This window comes from Pacificibacter sp. AS14, assembly GCF_038899935.1.
GTDB lineage: Bacteria > Pseudomonadota > Alphaproteobacteria > Rhodobacterales > Rhodobacteraceae > Celeribacter.
In genome coordinates this window covers 1-20438 of the sequence record NZ_JBBMQI010000028.1, presented here as the reverse complement: position 1 = coordinate 20438, position 20438 = coordinate 1, and the positions used below count along the sequence as shown (strand labels likewise).

The 20438-nt window shown below is 49.7% G+C and carries 17 protein-coding genes; 6 read left to right on the top strand and 11 right to left on the bottom strand.

The genetic code is table 11. The features are described from left to right. Positions 1-124 precede the first annotated feature (124 nt). Positions 125-1309 (top strand): glycosyltransferase, encoded by a 1185-nt coding sequence (locus WNY38_RS17450; protein WP_342858649.1) that lies wholly within the window; start codon positions 125-127, stop codon positions 1307-1309. Positions 1310-1436: 127 nt separating this feature from the next. Continuing rightward, complete coding sequence (locus WNY38_RS17445) at positions 1437-2063, top strand: sulfotransferase family 2 domain-containing protein (RefSeq protein WP_342858648.1); 627 nt, start codon at positions 1437-1439, stop codon at positions 2061-2063. Between the two features lie 125 nt (positions 2064-2188). On the opposite strand, the gene WNY38_RS17440 is transcribed toward WNY38_RS17445, so the two are convergent. The 10 genes from WNY38_RS17440 to WNY38_RS17395 form a co-directional block, all read right to left on the bottom strand. After that, positions 2189-2959, bottom strand: a complete 771-nt coding sequence (locus WNY38_RS17440) for a hypothetical protein (protein ID WP_342858647.1) — start codon at positions 2957-2959, stop codon at positions 2189-2191. Next, positions 2959-3225: a hypothetical protein gene (locus WNY38_RS17435; protein WP_342858646.1), complete on the bottom strand. Its 267-nt coding sequence runs from the start codon at positions 3223-3225 to the stop codon at positions 2959-2961. Before WNY38_RS17435 ends, WNY38_RS17440 begins: the two co-directional genes overlap by 1 nt. Positions 3226-3356: 131 nt before the next feature. Continuing rightward, entirely contained in the window at positions 3357-4340 is a 984-nt protein-coding gene (locus WNY38_RS17430; RefSeq protein WP_342858645.1) for a sulfotransferase domain-containing protein, read from the bottom strand. Between the two features lie 7 nt (positions 4341-4347). Further along, positions 4348-5658: a polysaccharide biosynthesis C-terminal domain-containing protein gene (locus WNY38_RS17425; RefSeq protein WP_342858644.1), complete on the bottom strand. Its 1311-nt coding sequence runs from the start codon at positions 5656-5658 to the stop codon at positions 4348-4350. Beyond that, entirely contained in the window at positions 5655-6377 is a 723-nt protein-coding gene (locus WNY38_RS17420; RefSeq protein WP_342858643.1) for a glycosyltransferase, read from the bottom strand. The genes WNY38_RS17425 and WNY38_RS17420 overlap by 4 nt, the downstream gene beginning before the upstream one ends. Positions 6378-6742: 365 nt before the next feature. Next, positions 6743-7438, bottom strand: a complete 696-nt coding sequence (locus tag WNY38_RS17415) for a sulfotransferase domain-containing protein (protein ID WP_342858642.1) — start codon at positions 7436-7438, stop codon at positions 6743-6745. A 78-nt stretch (positions 7439-7516) separates the two neighbouring features. Continuing rightward, on the bottom strand, positions 7517-8395 hold the full coding sequence (locus WNY38_RS17410; protein ID WP_342858641.1) for a sulfotransferase domain-containing protein: 879 nt from the start codon (positions 8393-8395) through the stop codon (positions 7517-7519). Beyond that, positions 8392-9792 carry a hypothetical protein gene (locus WNY38_RS17405; RefSeq protein WP_342858640.1) on the bottom strand — a complete coding sequence of 467 codons (1401 nt, stop codon included), beginning with the start codon at positions 9790-9792 and terminating at the stop codon, positions 8392-8394. The genes WNY38_RS17410 and WNY38_RS17405 overlap by 4 nt, the downstream gene beginning before the upstream one ends. Then, entirely contained in the window at positions 9789-10883 is a 1095-nt protein-coding gene (locus tag WNY38_RS17400; RefSeq protein WP_342858639.1) for a glycosyltransferase, read from the bottom strand. The genes WNY38_RS17405 and WNY38_RS17400 overlap by 4 nt, the downstream gene beginning before the upstream one ends. Then, complete coding sequence (locus WNY38_RS17395) at positions 10880-12010, bottom strand: glycosyltransferase family 1 protein (protein WP_342858638.1); 1131 nt, start codon at positions 12008-12010, stop codon at positions 10880-10882. The genes WNY38_RS17400 and WNY38_RS17395 overlap by 4 nt, the downstream gene beginning before the upstream one ends. 229 nt (positions 12011-12239) lie before the next feature. On the opposite strand from WNY38_RS17395, the gene WNY38_RS17390 reads away from it, so the two are divergent. Continuing rightward, a complete protein-coding gene (locus tag WNY38_RS17390) occupies positions 12240-14345 on the top strand; it encodes a YjbH domain-containing protein (RefSeq protein WP_342858637.1) in 2106 nt (701 codons plus the stop codon). Continuing rightward, entirely contained in the window at positions 14342-15001 is a 660-nt protein-coding gene (locus WNY38_RS17385) for a YjbF family lipoprotein (protein WP_342858636.1), read from the top strand. Before WNY38_RS17390 ends, WNY38_RS17385 begins: the two co-directional genes overlap by 4 nt. 2 nt (positions 15002-15003) lie before the next feature. On the opposite strand, the gene WNY38_RS17380 is transcribed toward WNY38_RS17385, so the two are convergent. After that, on the bottom strand, positions 15004-16032 hold the full coding sequence (locus tag WNY38_RS17380) for a replication initiator protein A (RefSeq protein WP_342858635.1): 1029 nt from the start codon (positions 16030-16032) through the stop codon (positions 15004-15006). Positions 16033-16443: 411 nt separating this feature from the next. On the opposite strand from WNY38_RS17380, the gene WNY38_RS17375 reads away from it, so the two are divergent. Together WNY38_RS17375 and WNY38_RS17370 are read left to right on the top strand one after the other, a co-directional pair. Next, positions 16444-17841 (top strand): AAA family ATPase, encoded by a 1398-nt coding sequence (locus tag WNY38_RS17375; RefSeq protein ID WP_342858634.1) that lies wholly within the window; start codon positions 16444-16446, stop codon positions 17839-17841. After that, a complete protein-coding gene (locus tag WNY38_RS17370) occupies positions 17828-18847 on the top strand; it encodes a ParB N-terminal domain-containing protein (RefSeq protein WP_342858633.1) in 1020 nt (339 codons plus the stop codon). Before WNY38_RS17375 ends, WNY38_RS17370 begins: the two co-directional genes overlap by 14 nt. Positions 18848-20438: the final 1591 nt, after the last annotated feature.

Here is a 20438-nt window from a genome sequence, read left to right as displayed (position 1 = left end):
TCGCCAACCGCGTCACCGATGACATCGCCGATGCCCCCGACAAAATCTTCACCCGCGACCTCTTCGGCGCGGATTGAAGTGGACAAAAACCGTTAAGAAGTGACGCATAAATTTTTGCGTCTAAATGATTGGGATGGTTGTGCAGCAAAATACTCTCTTTAAAGATATCAATGTAGGCTTGGTTCATGACTGGCTGCCCACTGTGGCTGGCGGCGAGCGCGTCGTTGCAGAAATTGCGCGCATGTTCGATCATGGCGCCATTTATACACTTTTTGACTTTTTGTCAGAAGACGAACGCAAGGACGTCGCAAATACGCTTCCCGTACATGTGTCGAGTCTCAATAGCTTGCCTGGCATTCAAAAGTACTATCGTTATCTGTTGCTCAACTGCACACGCGCCATCGAAAAATTCGATGTTACACATCATGATGTTGTTGTTAGCTCATCTGCGGCTTTGGCCAAGGGCGTTTTGACATCGCCAGAGCAAGCGCATGTTGCGTATGTGCATTCTCCGGCACGGTATGCATGGGATCTGACGTTTGAATATATTAATGGCATTGATGGTATTGCTGCAGTCTTAAAACGTCACTTAGCACATAGCATGATGCACAAGTTTCGCATGTGGGACATGCGCACGGTGCCTCAAGTAGACCAGTTTGTCGCGAATTCTGAGTTTATTCGCAAGCGTATTTGGAAAACCTATCGCCGTGATGCTCAAGTCATTTACCCGCCGGTTGACACCGCTGCGTTTCAACTGGGTCAAGAGGGGCGCGAAGATTACTATTTCACGGCCTCGCGCATGGTTCCTTACAAACAGGTTCCAATGATCGCAAAGGCATTTTCCGAGCGCCCAAACCTTAAGCTCGTTATTGCCGGCGATGGCCCTGAAATGGCACGTGTTCGGGCGCAAGCGGGGCCTAACGTGGAAATATTAGGGCACGTTTCGTTTGACGACCTGCGCCGGCACATGCAAAAAGCGCGGGCCTTTGTGTTCGCCGCCAAGGAAGATTTCGGAATTGTGCCCGTTGAGGCGCAGGCCTGTGGCTGTCCTGTTATTGCCTTGGGGGCGGGCGGTACCGCAGAAACGGTCCGAGATATTTCAATGGAAAAACCGACGGGTGTTTGGTTTGATGAACAAACGCCTGAGGCATTGTTGAAAGCAATCGATACTGTTGAAGCTGAACATGGTGTGTTCACGGAACAAAACTGTCGCGACAACGCCCTGTACTTTAGCGCAGATCGGTTCCGCAGTGAACTTAGCACGTGTATTGTGAATACGATGCAACAGGTAGGACGGGTTGGCAGCTAGTCGATCGGGGCTTGCGAAGTTTCTGTATCTGGCGCTGTAAAGCGCTTTGAGGCTCGCAAGCATATTTGTATTTTGATGAAACCGATACTTGGTGCTCCTTTAATCCAAGTCGAGAAAGGACATTTTTATGATTTCTCATGCGCACAAAACGATCTTCATTCACATACCAAAAGCGGCGGGGCAAAGCGTTGAAGAGGCCTTTCTTGCAGATCTCAATCTAGACTGGGACGATCGGGCTGAGCTGCTTCTTAAGAAGAATACAGACCCCAAAAAAGGGCCGCAGCGCCTCGCGCATCTTTATGCCCGTGAGTATGTAGAGCTTGGACATATCGACCAAGAAACATACGATGCCTACACGACATTTGCCGTCATCCGTCATCCATATGATCGTGTCTGCTCTGAATATACATATAGGCCGTACAGAAAAACTGGACCCTTTTGGCTGTTCCTACTGCGGCCATACAAAAACGATTTTGTCGACATGGTAAGGCATATGGTTCCACAGTCTCGGTTTATATTCGACACTGAAGGTAAATCCCTCGTCAAAAACATCATACGCTTTGAAAATATCGCCGATGAGATAGATTCTCTCTTCGAGGATATTTTTGGCAAGAAGACGCTTCTACCACGCCGTAACATACGCAAAACGCACCGGAAGCCATTACGCTCCAAGCTAACGCGATGGCACAAAAAGCGTATCTATAAATTGCATAAAGAAGATTTCGACCACTTTGGATATGATCGCGAGTTTTAAGTCGTTGCCCAAACCGTGAAGGCGGCTTTAAGATCTACTTCACTATAGTGCGGGCTACATTGAGCGAGATGAACGTCTACACTCCATCATGTGATGTCGTGTAGACGTTCATAAAGAAATGTAGATCAACGCGTGCCAACCCAAGTTTCGCTTTGCGCACGATCTAGGTCTGAATCAGACTCGAGAATGACCAACCCATATAATAAAATATTGGCAAATAAACTTGTCCCTCGTGCGCCGACACTCATACTTTCGGTCGAATTTGTAGGGACGCTGCTCGCGGAAGAAGACCCTGAGGAGACCAATTCCATGCCGTCGCGAAACGCACGCCCGGCGCCATATGTTGCACCTTCAGAGCGCACCCAGCTCATGATATAATCTGATCCAGCATCTGGGTGTGAAAACAATACGTTCCCATTGTCATAGCGCCACCCCTGCCCTGCGCCGCTTGGCCCAATCGCCGCCCCAAGATTTCCTGAAGTGCCGCTTGCGCCTATGTGGAGCACCCTGTGGTCCGATGCGCTGTAGCTTACAGGTTGAAGGTTGGCACTGATCGTAAGGCTTGGGTTTGTGGAAAAACCCAAACGAGAGTTGATGGATAAAGTATTATTTATCCCGTCGAACTCAAGCCAATGGCGGGTTCCATTGGTGCGATATGTTGGACGGGCCGATGCTGTAACTTGCATCAAATGATACCCATTTCCGCTTTTGTCGAGCATAGCCCCAACTTGGTCACCATCGGCAGCGACAGGAAGAGTTGCTGCGGCATCCTGATACAGCGTGGACAGATCACTGGGATCAAACCAAGCTTTCAAACTCGACAACTGACTTGGGTTTGGCTGTATGCTTCGCGCCCGCGTTGCCAAAGTCGTTATTTTGAAATTTGTACCAAACATTAGGACACCAGAAATGCGTGAATTCCAGTAGCAGTGGTTCCTGTGGCCAACACTCTTTTGACGCCAACGGGAAGAATAGCGAAATCTGTGACTTCAACTGTGCGTGTTGCGTCGCGCGCGGACACAAATGTGACCGTGCCTGCAGTCTCAATATAGAGCGCTACGGCAACGTCAGCCAAATCGATAATATCATCCGGCGTGACTGGCAAAATATCTAGAGCTGGGCCAGACAAGTTAGGCACGCGATTTTCGAAAGGGTTGGTCATGGATGTCTCCTTCAGTAAAAAAACGCGGCGTTTCAAACCGCTCTAACTTACTGAAGGAAATATGGCACCAGAGTTAAGGCCATCCGATTAATGCGTCCGTGCATTTCGCCGAATACGCAACAAAAAGCCGCTTAGTCGGATATAAGATTGGGCAATTTTAGGGCTTTTAATGCTGCGTGATCTAAAGACCCATCCTGTTTGTAAAACCCCAAACCAAGCTCATCAATAATCATCTGAATTTGATCTCTGGCTTCACAGCTGAGGCGAGCAGTGCCAGAGTTTTTATTCTGATCAGATGTGGTGCGGCTTCGTTTGCGCAATTCCTCGACCGTGGGCTGAACCTTTATGCGCAAATCTAAAAAATTGGCCAACTTCAAAAAGTTCTCAGGGGATCCTAAAAGGGATTCATAAGCAACAAAGGCGTATTTTTGCTTTGCCTCAGGTGAGTTTAGCGCGGCCAGCATGTCGAGACAGGCTGTTATTGCCAATCGCCCCTCGGGGAGCAAATCGATCTTCATCAAACGCTCCAACGCAGAGTATTGTGTTGCCTCAAGCAATGAAACCATTGGATGGCTGGCGCAAATCACTTCATCTGTCCATTCAGGATGCTGTGCCCACTTTCCATCGGGGCGATATGGGTGATGGTATTGCGAACTCACGACAGACATGGGGTGTCGCAAAATCACGCATCCCTTTCCCGCAGTGTTTTTGGCCATCCATGACAGAGCTCTTTGAGCAAAGACAAACTTGACGACAGTGTCTTTTGCACTGACCAAACGGACAGCGTTTTGTATCGCTGAGAGATGTGCAATGCGCATCATAGCGGGCTTGCTTGGCACCCCGCCTTTAAGAATACGAGAGAGCTCTTGCGCCAGCTCGGGGTGGTTTTCCAAGGTCTCTTCATTGGGTCTCATCCAATTCAAAGGATCGGTCGAGCGGTCGTAGGCGCTATTATACAGGTGCCAGTTCAGCGGCTCCCAATGGATGCGCGCCTCGGCAATTTTTTCCAGAACCTCCAATATCCACGTGGTTCCAGAACGTGGAGATCCAGATATAAAACACGGTGTTGAAGTGCCCCCCAACCCCCATAGACTTTTCAAAATTGTACTTTTCATTTAGCACTCACACTTTCTTGAAAATGACGAAAATGGATGGATCTACTCCGACTTTTTGAATGGCCAAACGTCGACCTGAAAAGGCCAAATATGTCATGGCAACACAACTTGCTGCGGCACATCCCTCCGGACCGAAGAGCGGGATCAAAAACAAGTTCAGAACAAACTGGATTGCCACCGAAACAAGTAAATTACGTGATGCCAGATGCTCTTGGCCACAAAACGATAAGAAGGTACTGCCAGGACCACAAATCAGCAGAAAAAATACGCCACTCACATAAAGTCGCATCGCCCAAGCGCCGTCAACAAACTCAGGGCCAAACACCCCCATGACACGGTCTGCAAATATCCAAAGGCCAAGTGTGGCTGGCACGCCTGTTATGGTCAGAACCTTTGACATAAAATACGCATGTTTTTGTAAAAGGGCTGTGTCACCTTTGCCATAGGCTTCGGCGAGCAAGGGTTTGTACTGCAGCAAAACGATGGTGCGCATCAAGCCAGCCATTTCAGCCACTCGTGCAGCGATCCTGACCAGAGCGACATCTTCTGGGCCAGCCAAAACACCAGTCATCAGCACGGAGATATGTTGCCCCAAGATGAAGCCAAACGCGACCAAGGCAAAATGCCCGCCACTCGTCAAAATTGCGCGGTGACCAGGGCTTTCCCCCACAATATCGCGGGCCCCAAAGCCATCTGCACGCAGGGACGAAAAAGTAGGATAGATGAGCAGGATCGCGACAATAAGGCTGCCAAATCCAGCGCAAACATATGTCGCCGTCACCGTCATAGCAGAGCTGCCAAGCCCCAAAGCCATGACGCTCAATCCACCAATAATCATCAAGATTGGATAAGCTATTTGTGATCCTATGATCGAACGCACAACTTGCTTCGTGCCCAGCGAAATCGCTTCAACGTATTTGCGAAAAAGTATCACCGGCAACATTAAAAAAGTACCGATCAAGGACACACGATACACACCAGCTAAATCTGTCAATTCTGACACAAGAACGCCTGTCACAGCTACGGTGAGCGTCACAGGAATGACCCAACGGCGTATAAGGTGCCAAACATGCGTCCAGCGCTCTGTCTTCGGTGCAACCGCTTTTCCGAACCGCGCGATGTCCCGCATCAAAACCTGATCAAGGCCAAAGGACAGCACTAGAATAAGCAAGGCAGAAATGGATAGGCCAAAAGACAAAAGCCCGAAAACTTCACTGCCGAACACCCGCGTCATGACGATGGTTTGAACGAATGTCAGCACAATCGCCAACACACGCACGCCCATCAGCTTTCCCAGCTTAAGCAGTATAGACTTCATGCTTTAGGGCCTTTTTGTGCATCGATAACATATTGGTAAAAATCAACAGTCTGTTTGGCTATACGGTTCCAGTCAAAGACTGAAAGATCGGGGGCTAGGCCCTTGGTCTTTTGAACCCGCGCTTGATCCAGTGCAACGGACAGCTGCGCGGCGTCTAACTCTCCATCTATCAAGCGCACCCAATCTTCTCCAACTTGGCTTCGCAACTCACGAAACAGCGCCGTGTCACTCGCCAAAATAGGTCGCCCAACAGAAAGCGCAAAAAGTGCGGCACCTGAATTGAGCACGTCGGAGTATGGGAAAACCACAAGATCGCTGCGTTGAATAGCATCAACGAGTTCATCTTCGCTCAAAAACCTGTTTTCAAAGATAACATCGCTGGTGCGTTCTGGGGGCAGGGTATTTAAAAGATTCATCAGATCGTTATCTGGGCTAGACGCACTCATTTTGCCCTTGATTGTCAGCTGCGCGCTGCCGGTTGGAAGTTGCAAAAACGCTTGCAGCAATTTATGCGCATTTTTGTACCGCGTGATGGAGCCGAAAAACAGATACCCTCCGGCCTGTGAAGACGAAGGTACGTCAGTGGACGCCAGAGCATCCTGCCCTTGCAAACTCTCTTCAATCGCCGCGAGGTAATGCCCGTGTGGGATTATAGAACTGGGTATGCCTGCAAGTTCTGGAAGCTGCTGTTCTGCGTCGATTTTTGACGCTTTAGTCATGTAGATGAGGCCATCTATTCGCTTCGTGAACCAAGGCCAGAAAACCAATTCGAGCTGTTTAGAGTTCCGCTGGCCTGTTCGCTTTAAATTGTGTGCTGTCCAGACAACCGGCGTTTGCCGAAGTGCCGCAACGGCGAACAAAAAGCGGATCAAACAGTAGCGAAACCAAAACCGCCAGCCATGGCCTGTCGCCAAGAAGACGTCAGGCCAATGAATATGCAAAACATCGGCCTTTGGTCCGAATAGAAAAGGTTTCACGCCAAATTCTGCGACGTCTACGCCCTCTTGGAGATCAACTGCTGAATATAGAAGGCTTTGAAAAGGGTTTTGTGCCCTATTCTTCGATTTAGGCCATGCTAAAACTCTCATGCCTGCTCATTTCCCTGCATATAACTTTGCCAATCAAACTGCGTTGGCATGTCCAGAACGTCTGTAAGTTCAGCGCGATCAAGAGGTTCTCGTTTTTCTCCAATTGGACGCGAGTGACGTACTTTTTCAATGGGTGTAAAGGCCGTTTCATGCGGCGCGCGAACCACGCCCATAAAGGCATCAATTCGCTTCAGGCCGTCTTGCGGATTTTCAATCATTTTTTTGTGAGAGACGATCAATACTTGGTCTGGCTCTTGACGCTGGCGGTCTTGCCAAAAGGCATAAAATGCGTCCCATTCGCGCCAGTAAGCAACATGAAGCTGTTGTTCAAAAAATGCGTCTTCCGAAGGGTACCATTCAGCTTCAAGGCCCCAGCGGAAAATCGAGTTCAGCCAGGGCTCAGGTGCACGAAAAAGAATGATGTGTTTGGTCTCGGGCGCGTAACCGCAAAGAGTATTGATCTCACGCACAGACGACGCAGACAGTGTGTTGCGATACTGATCATCCATAACAATGGTGGATTTATCCGCTTGCCATCGACAGTGCTTATGTCGCGGATCATGGCGTTTTGGATCAAGCCGATTGAGAATACGGTAAGAGCCTTGATCCAAAAGTGCCGTCAGAAAGTTTGTTCCAGATCGTTGAATCCCTTGAATGGCAACTGGGTAATTGCCCTTGGGACGTTCCCACAATCGGATCCATAGGCGCCAACATCGCACGTAAATCGGCCTAACAAGGTTTTTATATTTCTCTATTTTAAAATCCATATTTTATTTCCAACCCAATTCGCGCGCATCCAGTAAGGCCTCGAGTGTTTCCAAATCTCTATCAAACAAATGCGTCAATTTCTCGGTTAGATCCGTAGACAATGTTTCACGTATTTGTTGTTTTTGCAGAGCACGTGCTTCCGCATATTTACTAAAAAGCGAGCCAAATGCGCGCATCGGTATACTGCGCGGCTCTCGACGATATGACCCTTTGATGGGACGTGTTTTCAACAAGCTGCCAATCCGGGCTATTTTAAGCATTTTAGGATCGTAAAGGCCCACGTTGCTCTCTCCCGCCTTTATGGCAATATCCGCCGATGCATCACCTTCAACGCCAATGTGTTCAAGACACTGAACCAAGGCACCACGTAAGTTTTCTCCAACAGATTTTTGCGGGAGTACAAGAAAATTTTCTTTGGGATAGGCTTGAAACCATTTGTCCAGATAGGCCCCATACAGGCTGTATGAAATGACCGTCGCAGCACGAGAGTTTTCGCCCGCTTCATAGGCACGCAGGCACTCTGCGAGGCCTACATTTAAGGGCAGCGCAGGCAAATGCGCATGGCGCACCATATAGCAGTAGCTCGATATTGTCCGGCTGATGGGCTCGCGTAGCACAACGATAAATTTGCATTCAGGAAGCGCCGTGGAAATGCGCTCGATCGCTTGGTCCGAACATAAATAGTCTGGACGTTTGATGCCCTTGATCGTTCCGCTTGGGGCCGTCTCAGAAAAGGTTTCCCAAGGTTGCGACGCAAAATCAGGATCCTCAAAAAAGGGACTTTCCCCCATGGGCATGAAAACCGATGGATGAAGGCGAAGGCTGTCTTGCAACGCCGACGTCGCGGCCTTTTGTGCACCAAGGATAATGAAATCGATCATGTTCTCGCCTTTCTGCTCCAAACGATTTTGTGCGTTTTCGCAAACTGCATTATGTAAAAACACAAAAACGCAGATGCGAATTGTGGGGCAACACCATTCAGCGCACCCCTCATGATGATGACGATGAAGCCCATAAGTATCGCATATAAAAAGACAGATTTTGCCACAGGTACTTGAGCTAAGCTCGGTTTTGCAAGGCTTTCTATTCGATAAACCCAGTAGGCAAGTAACCCAAACACCAAAACGGGTCCAACATATCCAAACGCCATGAGAGCCTCTGCTGGCAAAGGACTTGAAACATTTGTGTACCAAAAACTTAACCCATTGGCGACAATGTCGCCGGTATCAATTGGCTTTCCGTGCCAAATTCCTCGGGGGATAAAAAACAACAGCACCCCCAAGAAGTTTTCACCATAGCGGATACCGCCGATATCTTCGCTCAGATACTGGACCGTAGAGGTGATCTGCATAAATCCGTCAAAATCGACACGTAAAAGATAGGCAGAAATAGCACTTAAATCAGCGCGTCTTGCGAACCCAGCCCAGTTCAACTCTCCTGCGCCCAAAGATTTGATGACAGGGAAAACAATGAACAACATAAACACTGCCGCTCCAGCCACGAGCGCTTTGACCCGTGGGTAAAAATAGTTAACGAACATGGTGCTGATGGCTAAAAAAAGCCCGAACAGAATGAACCGCGGCAGCGCTGGAAGGTAGTAGATCACAGAAAAAACGGGGGCATAAATGACGAGAGCATATATGTTTTGTCTCTTTATTCTGCGGCTTTGAACATTCTTACACAGATACAACATCATCACGATCGCCAAGAGGCCAATAGAGCGACACATAAACAAGAATTGCTGTGTCAAGCCGCCGAAATTCGCACCGGCGCGTTCGAACCTTGCCACAAACAAATTCGATGGACCCGCGCCGAGCGCGAACAGCGTCGCCACCGCGGCAAACCCCCAAGCCCATTTGGTGTAAAAAAGAGCGTCCTGTGAAGACAACGTAAGTGGGGTGGGGGTGTGAGCATGAGTTGTTTTGTGCGCAGCCAGCAGCCATCCGAGGTGATAGGAAAGGTGGCTGAGCGTAATTAAGCCAAACCCACCCGCCATATACTGTGGCTCCAATTTAGCAAACCAAGGGAAGACACCCACTGAAATTTGCAGGCTTGCCGGTACTGCGATGAAAAATAGCAAAAAGAATTCGAACATGAACGAGACACCGCCTTTACGATCATCAAGTATCATGGCGAGAAAACACAACGCACTTGCGAACACATAGGTGATCGACATTCCAAGCACCACGGCATTGGATGCCACAAAAGGCGACATGACAGTGAGCACGAACAAGATAGGCAATGACACCAGTGAAATGAGGGTCGCTATTTGGTTCATGAGTGTTCCAAGTGTTTATGCCACTGCTCAGAAACTTTAGCTGAAGAATATGCGTCGGCCAGTGCGCATTGCTGGGTTTGCACGATAGCAAAGTGCTCACTGTCAGCAGCCAGAGATTCAATATGACGTTCCACAGCTTCGACGTCGATTTCATCAAATAATCCGCTCGGACCCAAGGGAGTAAAGATGCCACGTGGCCCTATATGATCTGAGGAAATAACGGCAAGGCCCGCTGCAATAGCTTCGACAATCACGATGCCAAAAAGCTCTTCCCATGTTTTGGTGCGTTGCGACAACAGCATCAAAACATCGTGGTCAGACATTGTTTGCGCCAGTTGTGTTCTATCGTAAATCGGACCCAAAAAGGTCACGCCGTGGGCCTGTGCCGCTTTAACTTCAGGAACAAGCGGTCCGTTGCCCACAACAGTGAGCGTCACGCCTTTTGTATGCAAACGAGACATCAAATCCAAAAGGATCAAGATACCTTTTTTTTCTGAAATCTCACCCACATAAATCAGTTTTAAAGGACCATTTTCACGGATTGTGCGCGTGCGCCCAGCTTTGAAAAAAACCTCTGGAACCGCATGCGGAATGACAGTGGCATCGGCGCCGGTTTCTTGCTTCACCGTCTGCGCGACGATGGGCGTCACGGCGATGACTTTGACATTGGGGTGAGCAACAAAGGCTTTCCACTGACGCTGCATGTAGCGTGCGAACCACTGTGGGCGCGGCTGGCGTGGCGTTTTATCGAACCGCCAGTCATGCCAAGATGTCTGGTACAAAATGCGATTGCGACGTGCGAGTTGACGATAGATCAAGAGCCGCCAATCCCATGGCGCGAAACCAAAAACAATCGTCTCGTCTTTTACGAAAGGGATTTTAAAACGAAATGCCAAATCACCAAGCGCGTTGCGTGTTCGTTTCACAAAGGGCGTCTTGTCCCGCAGCCAAGCGCGAAGCCATTCTTTGCTCACGCTGTAGCGATGCGTCCCAACAAGTTCTACATCGCCATTTTCTGCGAGCTCAAACAAAGCTGGGAAGTATTTTTGAGGATTGGTCTCATGCAGAATTCGAAGCTTTGGAACGCTCATGCCACATCTTCACAAATATTCAAAAGCGCTTCTGTTTGAGATTTCCAAGAATATTTCGCGGCTTGTACGCGCCCGGCTTGGGACAGGTTTTCCCAAAGATCAGGTTCCGTCATGAGGCGATCAACGGCAGCCGTAATCGAGCTCAAGTCATCTGGGTCGCAGTAAACGGCAGCGTCGCCACAGCGTTCTTGCAAGCTGGGAATTGAGGAAGACACAACCGCACAGCCAAGAGTCATTGCTTCGATCGGCGGCAGCGGGCTTGCTTCGTAAAACGACGGGAAAACCAAAAAGCGTGCGTGCTTGAAAGCATCGTATATTTTAAGCGGATCGTTGATTTGGCCCCACATTTCAAGTCGGTCTTTAATATCCTCTGGCACATCCACCGAGAGACTTTCAAAGACAGAAGATCCCGCCCCAATGACCACAAACTTCATATCAGGATAGGTTTGTAAAAACGTCACCGCGGCCCTCAAAACACTGTCCGCATTTTTGCGCTTACTTAGGGAACCTACGTAGATACCATGTCCGCGTTGTTCTTTATCAGGCACACCGTCTGATAAAAACGCTGTTGCAACTGCGTCTGGCAATCCACCGTTTTGCAGTCCGTGAAAACCGGACAGGCCTGCCAAAAAAGGGTAGTGGCGTGACATTGCTTTCTTTTCAGCCAAAGACACCGTCACGACCGCATCACTTTTGCGCAGCACAAGCGGAATAAGCGTCGAATAAAAGGCCTTGAACTTCCAGCTATAAGCCGTCGGAAAGTATTTATAGGACAAATCATGCACCATCGTCACAACCCGCGTGGTTTTGGACAACAACGACACAACAGGCGCGGTATTTCCAAGACACAGCAGCGTCTTGCCTTTGCACAATTTGGGCAATTCAAGCTGTTCCCACAGATGCCCCGAAAAACGGCCTGTTCGGGTAAACTTGATAGATTTCAAGACAGGCTCAGCGACGATATTCCCTTGCGCCGGCAGCAAGACAATAGGCGTCGGAATGTCCCCGGCTGCCGCCATTTCATCAAGAGCGGCCAAAACTTCACGCTGGACACGCTGAACCCCCGTGACATCTTGGAGCAAAAATCTACCATTCAGCACAATTTCAGACGGCATTTGTTTTGGCATTTGAGACTCTTTGATAATCAATGTGGTAGCATGGTTTCTTCCCTACCCTAAATAGGCAAAAAGAACACAATAAAATACCTGAAATAAAGCTTGGAATCTAAATTTTCCTGCAAATTGCTTGCTCTAAAGGCACAATAGCTGCGTATTCTTTGGAATCGAAAATTAGTCGCTTTTGGTGTATCTTGACCTCCGCTATATTTGTAAAAATAGTAAGAGGCTCGATAGAATAATGGCAGCAAAGTTTATATTATGGAGCGGCCTGACCAGCATTCTCCTAAGCGCCACTTATACTGAAGCGGCAGAACTCGACGTTCCTGTGTCAGTGTTTGGCACTCCAGGTTTAATTGACATGCCAACAGGCGAAGTTTTCACTGACGGGCAAGTGATCCTGACGACTGACATCTCTTCTATTGCTCAAAAATACACGTTGTCTTTTCAGATAACGCCTAGGATGTTTGGGAGTTTTCGGTATTCCATTATTGACGATTACGATGGGGTCGGCAACAATCGTTATGATCGCAGTTTTGATTTTGGATACTTGCTTCTCAAAGAATCTGAATGGCGCCCCTCAGTGGCTATCGGGCTTAGAGATTTTGGCGGCACAGGGCTTTATAGCTCCGAATACATCGCTGCGACCAAACATCTAGCGAATAACAGTCTGTCGATCACTGGCGGTATCGGGTGGGGACGCCTAGGCTCATATGGTAGCTTCTCAAACCCACTGTCGATTTTCAGTGATATATTTGACACGCGCGGCGACGGCCCAACCAGTATTTCCGAAGTCGGCCAGCTGGAAATAGATCAATGGTTTCGTGGTGATGCGGCTTTGTTTGGCGGAGTTGCTTGGCAAATAAATGACCGTATTGCGTTCAAGGTCGAGTATTCATCTGATGCTTATACTCAAGAAACCAGTAAAATCGGATTTGAACACAAATCACCGATCAATGCTGCTCTTTCCTATGGATTTCAAAACGGGGTCGACGTGTCAGTCTACTCCTTATACGGGTCAGAGTTCGGCATCATGGGGTCTATAGCTCTGTCGCCTCAAAACCCTAAATTTCCAAGCGGTATTGAGGAAGCCCCCTCTCCTTTGCTCCCACGTCAAAGCCAAGCGGCACTGTCATGGGACGCAGGCAGTGTGCGTCAAAAAGACAGTGCGCTGTTCGTAGCGTTGGACGACCAAGGCATCGCGCTGGAAGGCATCAAAATCGAGGGCTCTACAGCAACAGTACGCATTGAGAATGGTCGCTTCCCAGCTCAAGCTCAAGCATTGGGTCGTACAGCACGTATTTTGGCGAATAATTTGCCGAGCAACATCACAACCTTCAAATTGGAATCCGTTGCCAACGGGATCACAACCTCACGCACAACATTGCAGCGCCGCGATCTAGAAGCGCTTGAATATGATCTTGAAAACAGCTGGAAAAGTTTTGCACGCGCCGATTTTGAAGATGCCGCGCGCAGCGAAGCTGAGACCATTGAGGGCATTTATCCCAAATTTGATTGGCGTCTGACACCCTATCTTGACCCCTCCTTATTTGATCCAGACAACCCCGTGCGCGCCGATGTGGGGCTGCAATTTGAGACCTCTTATGAACCGGCCAGCGGTCTGATTTTGTCGGGTACAGTGCGTCAACCGGTGATAGGAAACCTCTCAACCAGCACGCGGGAATCAAATTCTGTTTTGCCACATGTCCGCACCGACGCGGCTGAATACGCCAAGCAATCTGATTTTCAAATTAAAACCCTGACGGCCGAGTATTTCTTCCGCCCCGGCCAAAACCTATATGGGCGCGCCACAGCAGGCTATCTTGAAACCATGTATGGCGGTGTCTCAGGCGAAGTACTTTGGAAACCCGTCAACGGAAACTTGGCCTTTGGCGCTGAACTCAACTACGCAGTCAAACGTGATTTCGACCAGCTGTTCGGCTTTCAAGACTATGACATCGTGACCGGCCACGCATCGGCTTACTACGATTTCGGTGGCGGATATTTGGGACAGCTTGATGTCGGACGCTATCTTGCGGGTGACTATGGGGCGACGGTGTCTTTTGATCGCGAATTTGACAATGGTTTCCGTGTTGGCGCGTTTTTCACGCTCACCGATGTGTCCTTTGACGATTTCGGCGAAGGCTCCTTTGACAAAGGCATTCGTTTTTCTGTCCCTGTGGATTGGCTCACGGGGTCGGCCACTCAAGGCGGGTACGGCACAACCATTCGTCCTGTTTTGCGTGATGGTGGCGCGCGATTGGATGTACGCAATAGACTTTATGACGTCGTCAGAGATAGCCATACAACCGAGTTAGAAGACCGTTGGGGGAGGTTCTGGAGATGAGTTTTACAACTGCCTTGCGGCCCTTTGGCCTTGCCCTCACCCTGATCGCAGGCCTCACCGCCTGTTCCTCAGATCCTGACAACTCCAACCTGTTGGCGGACTTCATCGGCGGGAAGGATGCAATAGAGCCAGACGAAACCTTTTTGGCCTATGAGGCCGCTGGTGCGCCAGAATTGATCATGTCGCTTCAGTCCATCCCAAATGCGTTTACGGCTTTCGTGCGCCAAACAACGAACGCCAAGGGCGAAGAGACATGGATCTCATTGGACCGGCTGTCTTTGGGAATGAAAGACGGTATGATCATTGCCACACGGGGCTTGGGGGCTGATCAACTTGCTGCGGATCCTTATCAAACCCTTGCAGCGCTCAAAGCCGGGCGTAATGGCATCACAGAGCGGTTTATCACGCATATCAATGGCGAGAGCCAAGCCGAAATACTCGCGTTTCGCTGCAGCGTGACCTTTCAAAAGCAAGCCCCTGTCGACTTAGGCGGCTATACTGCCAATACCGATCTATATTACGAGGACTGCCGCAACACGCAAACCAAGTTTCGTAATTTCTTCTGGGTGGAACGCGACAGCCGTCAGCTGGTGCAATCGCGTCAATGGATCAGCGAAAACTTGGGGTATGTCGCGTTGCGAACCTTGCCTAGATAACCCTATCTTTTGGCCGCGCGCACTTTGACATACCCCAAAAAGGCTTGTTCGACGGAATGCAATCGCGGGTGGCCAGAGGCCGCCCAATAGGCACGCCAATCCGCCTCAAGCGCGTAAACATCCCAACCGGGTGCGATGTCGCGCGCGCGCTCGAACACAGCCCCAGGCAACGGCCCAAGTGTGGGCCCATCGTTTTCCAAAACCCGCGCGCGGGCCGTAAAGCGGATGATGTCACCCTCTTCTTCTGCGATCTCATAATCGGGCAACTGATTGGCCACGATCATATCGCGGATCATTTTGCGAAACACACGGCGCGGACTGGCCGATCCTGATTTTTTCAGCAGGGTTTGCACCGACACCCGCCAATAGTCTTGCTTACCGCAATGTTTGCGCGCCAGCTCATAGACCCGACGTTCCAGCGGTTTGCGCAATCTGAAATAATCGCGGCTGAGCGTCAGAACCGACTTCGACATAACGGCTCTAAACAGCCATTCCGACAAGGTGACTGAGACATTCAACATCCGCCCACCGCGGGTTTTGCGCTCGATTTCCCAGCTTTCAATCAGGCCAAATCCAGATGTCACCTCATGGTCACCGATCACGATGTTGGTTTTGATCCGCGTGCCTGCGAGACGATCAAAAGCTTCTGTCAAACGCCGGTAAGAGTCCCCACTGGTTTCGCGATTTGTCGCCACCAACAAATCATGGGCAGTCAAGGTCAGCGTGCGGCTGATCGCGCGCCCCATGTTGAGCGCCGCCATCAATTGGCTGACGCAAAAAATCAAAATATCTTTGTCGTGGATCGTCGCCAAACCTTTGACAGAGGGCGTGACCTCGATCTGGGTTCCGTTGTGTTCGTAAGACAAAATGCGTCTGTCGGGACGCGTGGACAGCGAGAACATCGGATGCTCCATCGTCGCCAAATCATCCTTGGGAATAGCATCAAAAATATCGCAAAGAAAAAAATCAATTTGCGGATGCCGGTCAGGTAAAAGCCCCCCTGCCCCAGCAGTTGTCACTGCGCCTGCCATGCTTGTCCCTGACTGCTCATCATTGAAGCGAATTCACTGTTTCCCCTTCGGGGTTTTATTAACACCCAGCTTAAAGATAGGAGCTTGAACGGTCCAGTCCTTCCAACGTGGGTTCAGAGTCGCTTGAACGTGGGTTCAGAATCACCCTATCGTGGGTTCAGAGTCGCCTATGGTTTTCAGATCGCATTTTTTTTGTTTTATTTCATATAGATATAGAATTCACCTTGACCCCTTAACTAATAAATAACTTAAATATAACACTGCATTTTTTTTCTGACCCATTATTCCAACCCGCGCCCCACTTTAAAAACACCAAGCTTTTCAACAAATTGATTCGCAATGGTACAGTTTTACTTCCATGTGTCGCTTTTTGCAGTATTCTAATGAAAACGCGGCATATGAGGTTTGGCAATGACCAAAGACAGCACCATCCAGCCCCCCTATTTCAACATCGATCCTGATCAAGCCATGCTTGATCTCGAAGCACCTGTGAACACAAAAGGCTTTGCCAGTATCGCAGAAGCCTGCAGCCGAGGACGTGATGATCTTGCCTCTCGGGGCATGAATGAAGCAGGTCACAAAAAGCTTAGACTGTTTTCCACATGGGAAATCACCCGCTATCTCATCCCAGTTGCCACACCACATTTCAGGCGCGTGTTGCGATCCAATCCAGATTTACCTCAAGGCAGTTCTGAAACAGATGGCGGTGCAAAATGGTTCACCCTCGATGAGGTTCTGAAACTGCGCGCGCATTTCGCAGCTGAAGGATCTAAGAGCAAAGAATACGTGCCTTACCGGCCAAAAGGCCTGCCTGCAAAAATCGTTGCTGTCGCCAATTTCAAAGGCGGCGTTGGCAAAACCTCTACGGCTGCGCATTTGGCGATGTCAGCTGCTTTGGATGGGTACAAGGTTCTGGTGATTGATCTGGACAGCCAAGGATCGATGACCTCCATTTTTGGTGGTAAGGTCGAGGACGAATGGGGCACGGTGTTCCCTTTACTGGCCCGTCACTACGCCACACACCAGCGTCAGGCCAACCAGTCCCGTATGGATCGTGGAGAGGCCCCAGTGCCCCTTGATGAGACCCTCACAGAGGCCTTGAAGGTCAAAGCCCAAAACGTGATCCAATCGACCCATTGGCCAAACATTGATTTGATCGGCGCGCAGCTTAATTTGTATTGGTCCGAATTTCAAATTCCAGTGTGGCGCATGCAGGGCCGTGGCTGGAAACTTTGGGATGCTCTCACGGATGTGTTGGAAGCAGACGGCGTACTTGATGACTATGATATCGTGTTCCTCGACACCCCCCCTGCCCTCGGCTATCTGACGATCAACGGTTTGGCTGCGTCTGACATTTTGCTGGTGCCTCTTGGGGCGTCGTTCTTGGAGTTCGATTCCACAGGCCGTTTCTTTGACATGCTGCATTCCACCTTTCAATCTATTGAGGACGGAGAAAACATGGCAGCGCGGGCTTTGGGCCGCGAGGAACTAAACTTTGAATGGGATGCCGTGCGCACGGTGATCACCCGCTATGATGGGGCACAACAAGGTGAGTTAGGGTCTTTGATGCAGGCTTACTTGGGCAAAACCCTGTCGCCTCACAGGCAAGATTTCACCGCTTTGATTGGCCAAGCCGGCGAGCAAGTGAATGGCATCTATGAAGCCGATTATCGCGATTTCAACCGTGAAACCTATGCCCGTGGTCGCCAGACTTTTGATGAAACCTATGCAGCGTTCAAACGGTTGCTTCTGGGCAGCTGGCGGCGCGACGAGATAGACGCACAGGAGATGACGCATGGCGAAACGTAAAAGACTGACCCCTGCCCGTTCGAATTTTCTTGGCGGTGATGACCCAATCGCCCCAAATGAAGCCGAAATTGAGGCGCAGGCTCCTGAGGCCAAAGCGATGTTTTCGATGGGTGTGGCCAAAACCACAAGTCGCCCGCCGATCGCGCATGTCGCAGGCGAAGCGGCGATGACCGCGGCGCTCACTGAAATGACTGACATGGTGGCCAAGGCCCGCTCTGAGGGGCGTATCGTTGAGGTGTTGAGCCTCACGCAGATTGATATGGACCATCTTGTGCGTGACCGCGTTCATGTCCATAGCGATGATTTAGATGTACTTAAATCCAGCCTAAAGGCCCGTGGTCAGCAAACACCCATTGAGGTTGTGGATCGCGGGGCAGGGGCTGAGCCGCGCTATGGTTTGATCTCTGGTTGGCGCCGTATGGTTGCGCTTTCTGAGATCGGCACGCCTGAAGTTTTGGCCATTGTACGCCAGCCGAAAACCTCTTCGGATGCTTATGTCGCGATGGTGGAAGAAAACGAAATTCGCTCTGACATTAGCTTCTATGAGCGTGCTCGTGTTGTGGTCAAAGCTTTGGAGCAGGGGGTTTATACAGACCCTAAACAAGCTCTTCAGACTCTGTTTTCAAATGTTTCGCGTGCGAAACGTTCCAAGATTAAAAGTTTTATGGTCCTCGTTGAAACTCTAGACGGGGTCTTGCAGTTTCCGTCGGCCTTGAGTGAACGCACAGGTCTTGAACTGGCCAAAAGAATTCAAGCGGACCCTGCCAATGCTGAGGCTATGAAAGCGCGGCTCGCGCAAGCAAAGCCGACTTCAGCTGAGGCTGAGGCCGCTGTGTTGTTGATTGAAAAGCGCGCAAACGGGGCCCGCCCCAAAGCATCAAAACCCGTGACCCAAGTCAAAGTCACCTTTCATCCGAAAGATGGCCGTGCGGAACTAACGGGGGAGGGCGTTGATGAGGCGCTGATAAGGGATTTGAACATTTGGCTGAAAAAACGCCAGTCGTAAAACACGCATTGCCAATTCTTGGCATTTGTTTCGCATGCGAAACAAAAAATATTGCATAGGCCTTACGATCATGAAGCCCATATCGCAGTTCTTGCTTTTTTTTGGGTGATGCATCGTGATCTGTGCTCAGGTAGGTGCCAAGCGTTGTTATCGTATGGCGGGCGTGTTAGCCGCTTCACCGCAGTCCTGAAGAACACAAACAAGCGCACCGAACCGATCATGGGCAAAATCTTAAATGCCATGAAAGACCTGCGCCAGTCGCCCGAAGATCTATTACGTTTGATCGAGGTCGTGAGTTCATGAACTGGCCGTATCTGCCAGTCGAGATCGGAACACAGACCTGGTTCTGCAACCCCTCTACGCAAGTATTTAGCAAACGCGCCAAGGTTAGCTGAACGTGAGTTCTACCTGCTTTGGGCCCTTGAAAATGACCTCTCCGGCGCGATCATCATGGGTATGAACGTTCCGGATATTGATTTCACATCACGAATTGGAATCATTTGCATCGCAATGATTCAGCCTGATAAATACTTTCATATTTCAACTTTGTGTCTTGTTCAGAAGCCGTTTTTCAGGTGATCCAACGTTCGCTAGGGCAGGGGGGAACGTGCGTAATTGATGGCGCTTGAAGATTTCTTTGACCGAATGTGATCCAATCCTGACCCATGTATCCCCGTGAGTTGTTGAAACAAGTTCTCTTCGCGAGGCGAAAGTCTCCGGTTTTCGACCATTTCATATTTTCAATTGCAAAGGAGGGCAGGGGGGGCGACGTCAACGTTAAAAGCGATGACGAGGGCCAAGGATTTGACGACCATTCTAAACGATAGGAATGGAAGGGCGTTTGCATCTCTGTGGGCCGCAAAACGAACTTGCTATGTCCCGTCTTCGAGGGAAAATAGCAATACGACCTTCGGTATATTGATGTTCTATCGGCCCTGCGGCCTGATACAATTTTGTACAGATTACGCAGCTCTGTACTTTATTGCGTAAGGCATTGAAATATTTTAAATTTACAAAAAAACGGTATTTTTTCCTAGGCATGAGTTTTTTTGATTTAAAATCATCCCCTTAGGAGCTCCCTGGACCGGGGGTCCATTTTCGGGCCACTTTGGCCCGTCCAATATTTTTAGCCTATTATATGCACCTATAAAACATAACATTGATTATCAGATTTATAGGCACTGCTGTCGGGCGGTCTTAGAAACTACAAATTTCACGATATCTAACGGATCAATTTCAAGCCCCCTCGCCACAACAATCAAGTCAACTACATCAATTTGGCTCTGGTCGTACAACCCGCGCGGCAGCCTTGGCGCTTGGTTTTATTCAAATTGGCAAATAGGTAAACGTCATTGATGTCTTGGGTCGACAAATTCCAAACGGATCGTCATCCAAACGATCGCCTATCAGTCGCTGCAATGGGCGATCCCTGTCAGCTTGCGCACTTTGTTGTCGTGGCCCTTCCGACATTTTTTGGATAGCGAGACAGCAGTGCAACGCGCGGCATCGCAAATCCCCTGGGACTTTTGACTTTGGCCGGGCAGCCTGGGCTGGTGTTGCCAAGGTCGCCATCAAGAGCGTGGCGCTGAGT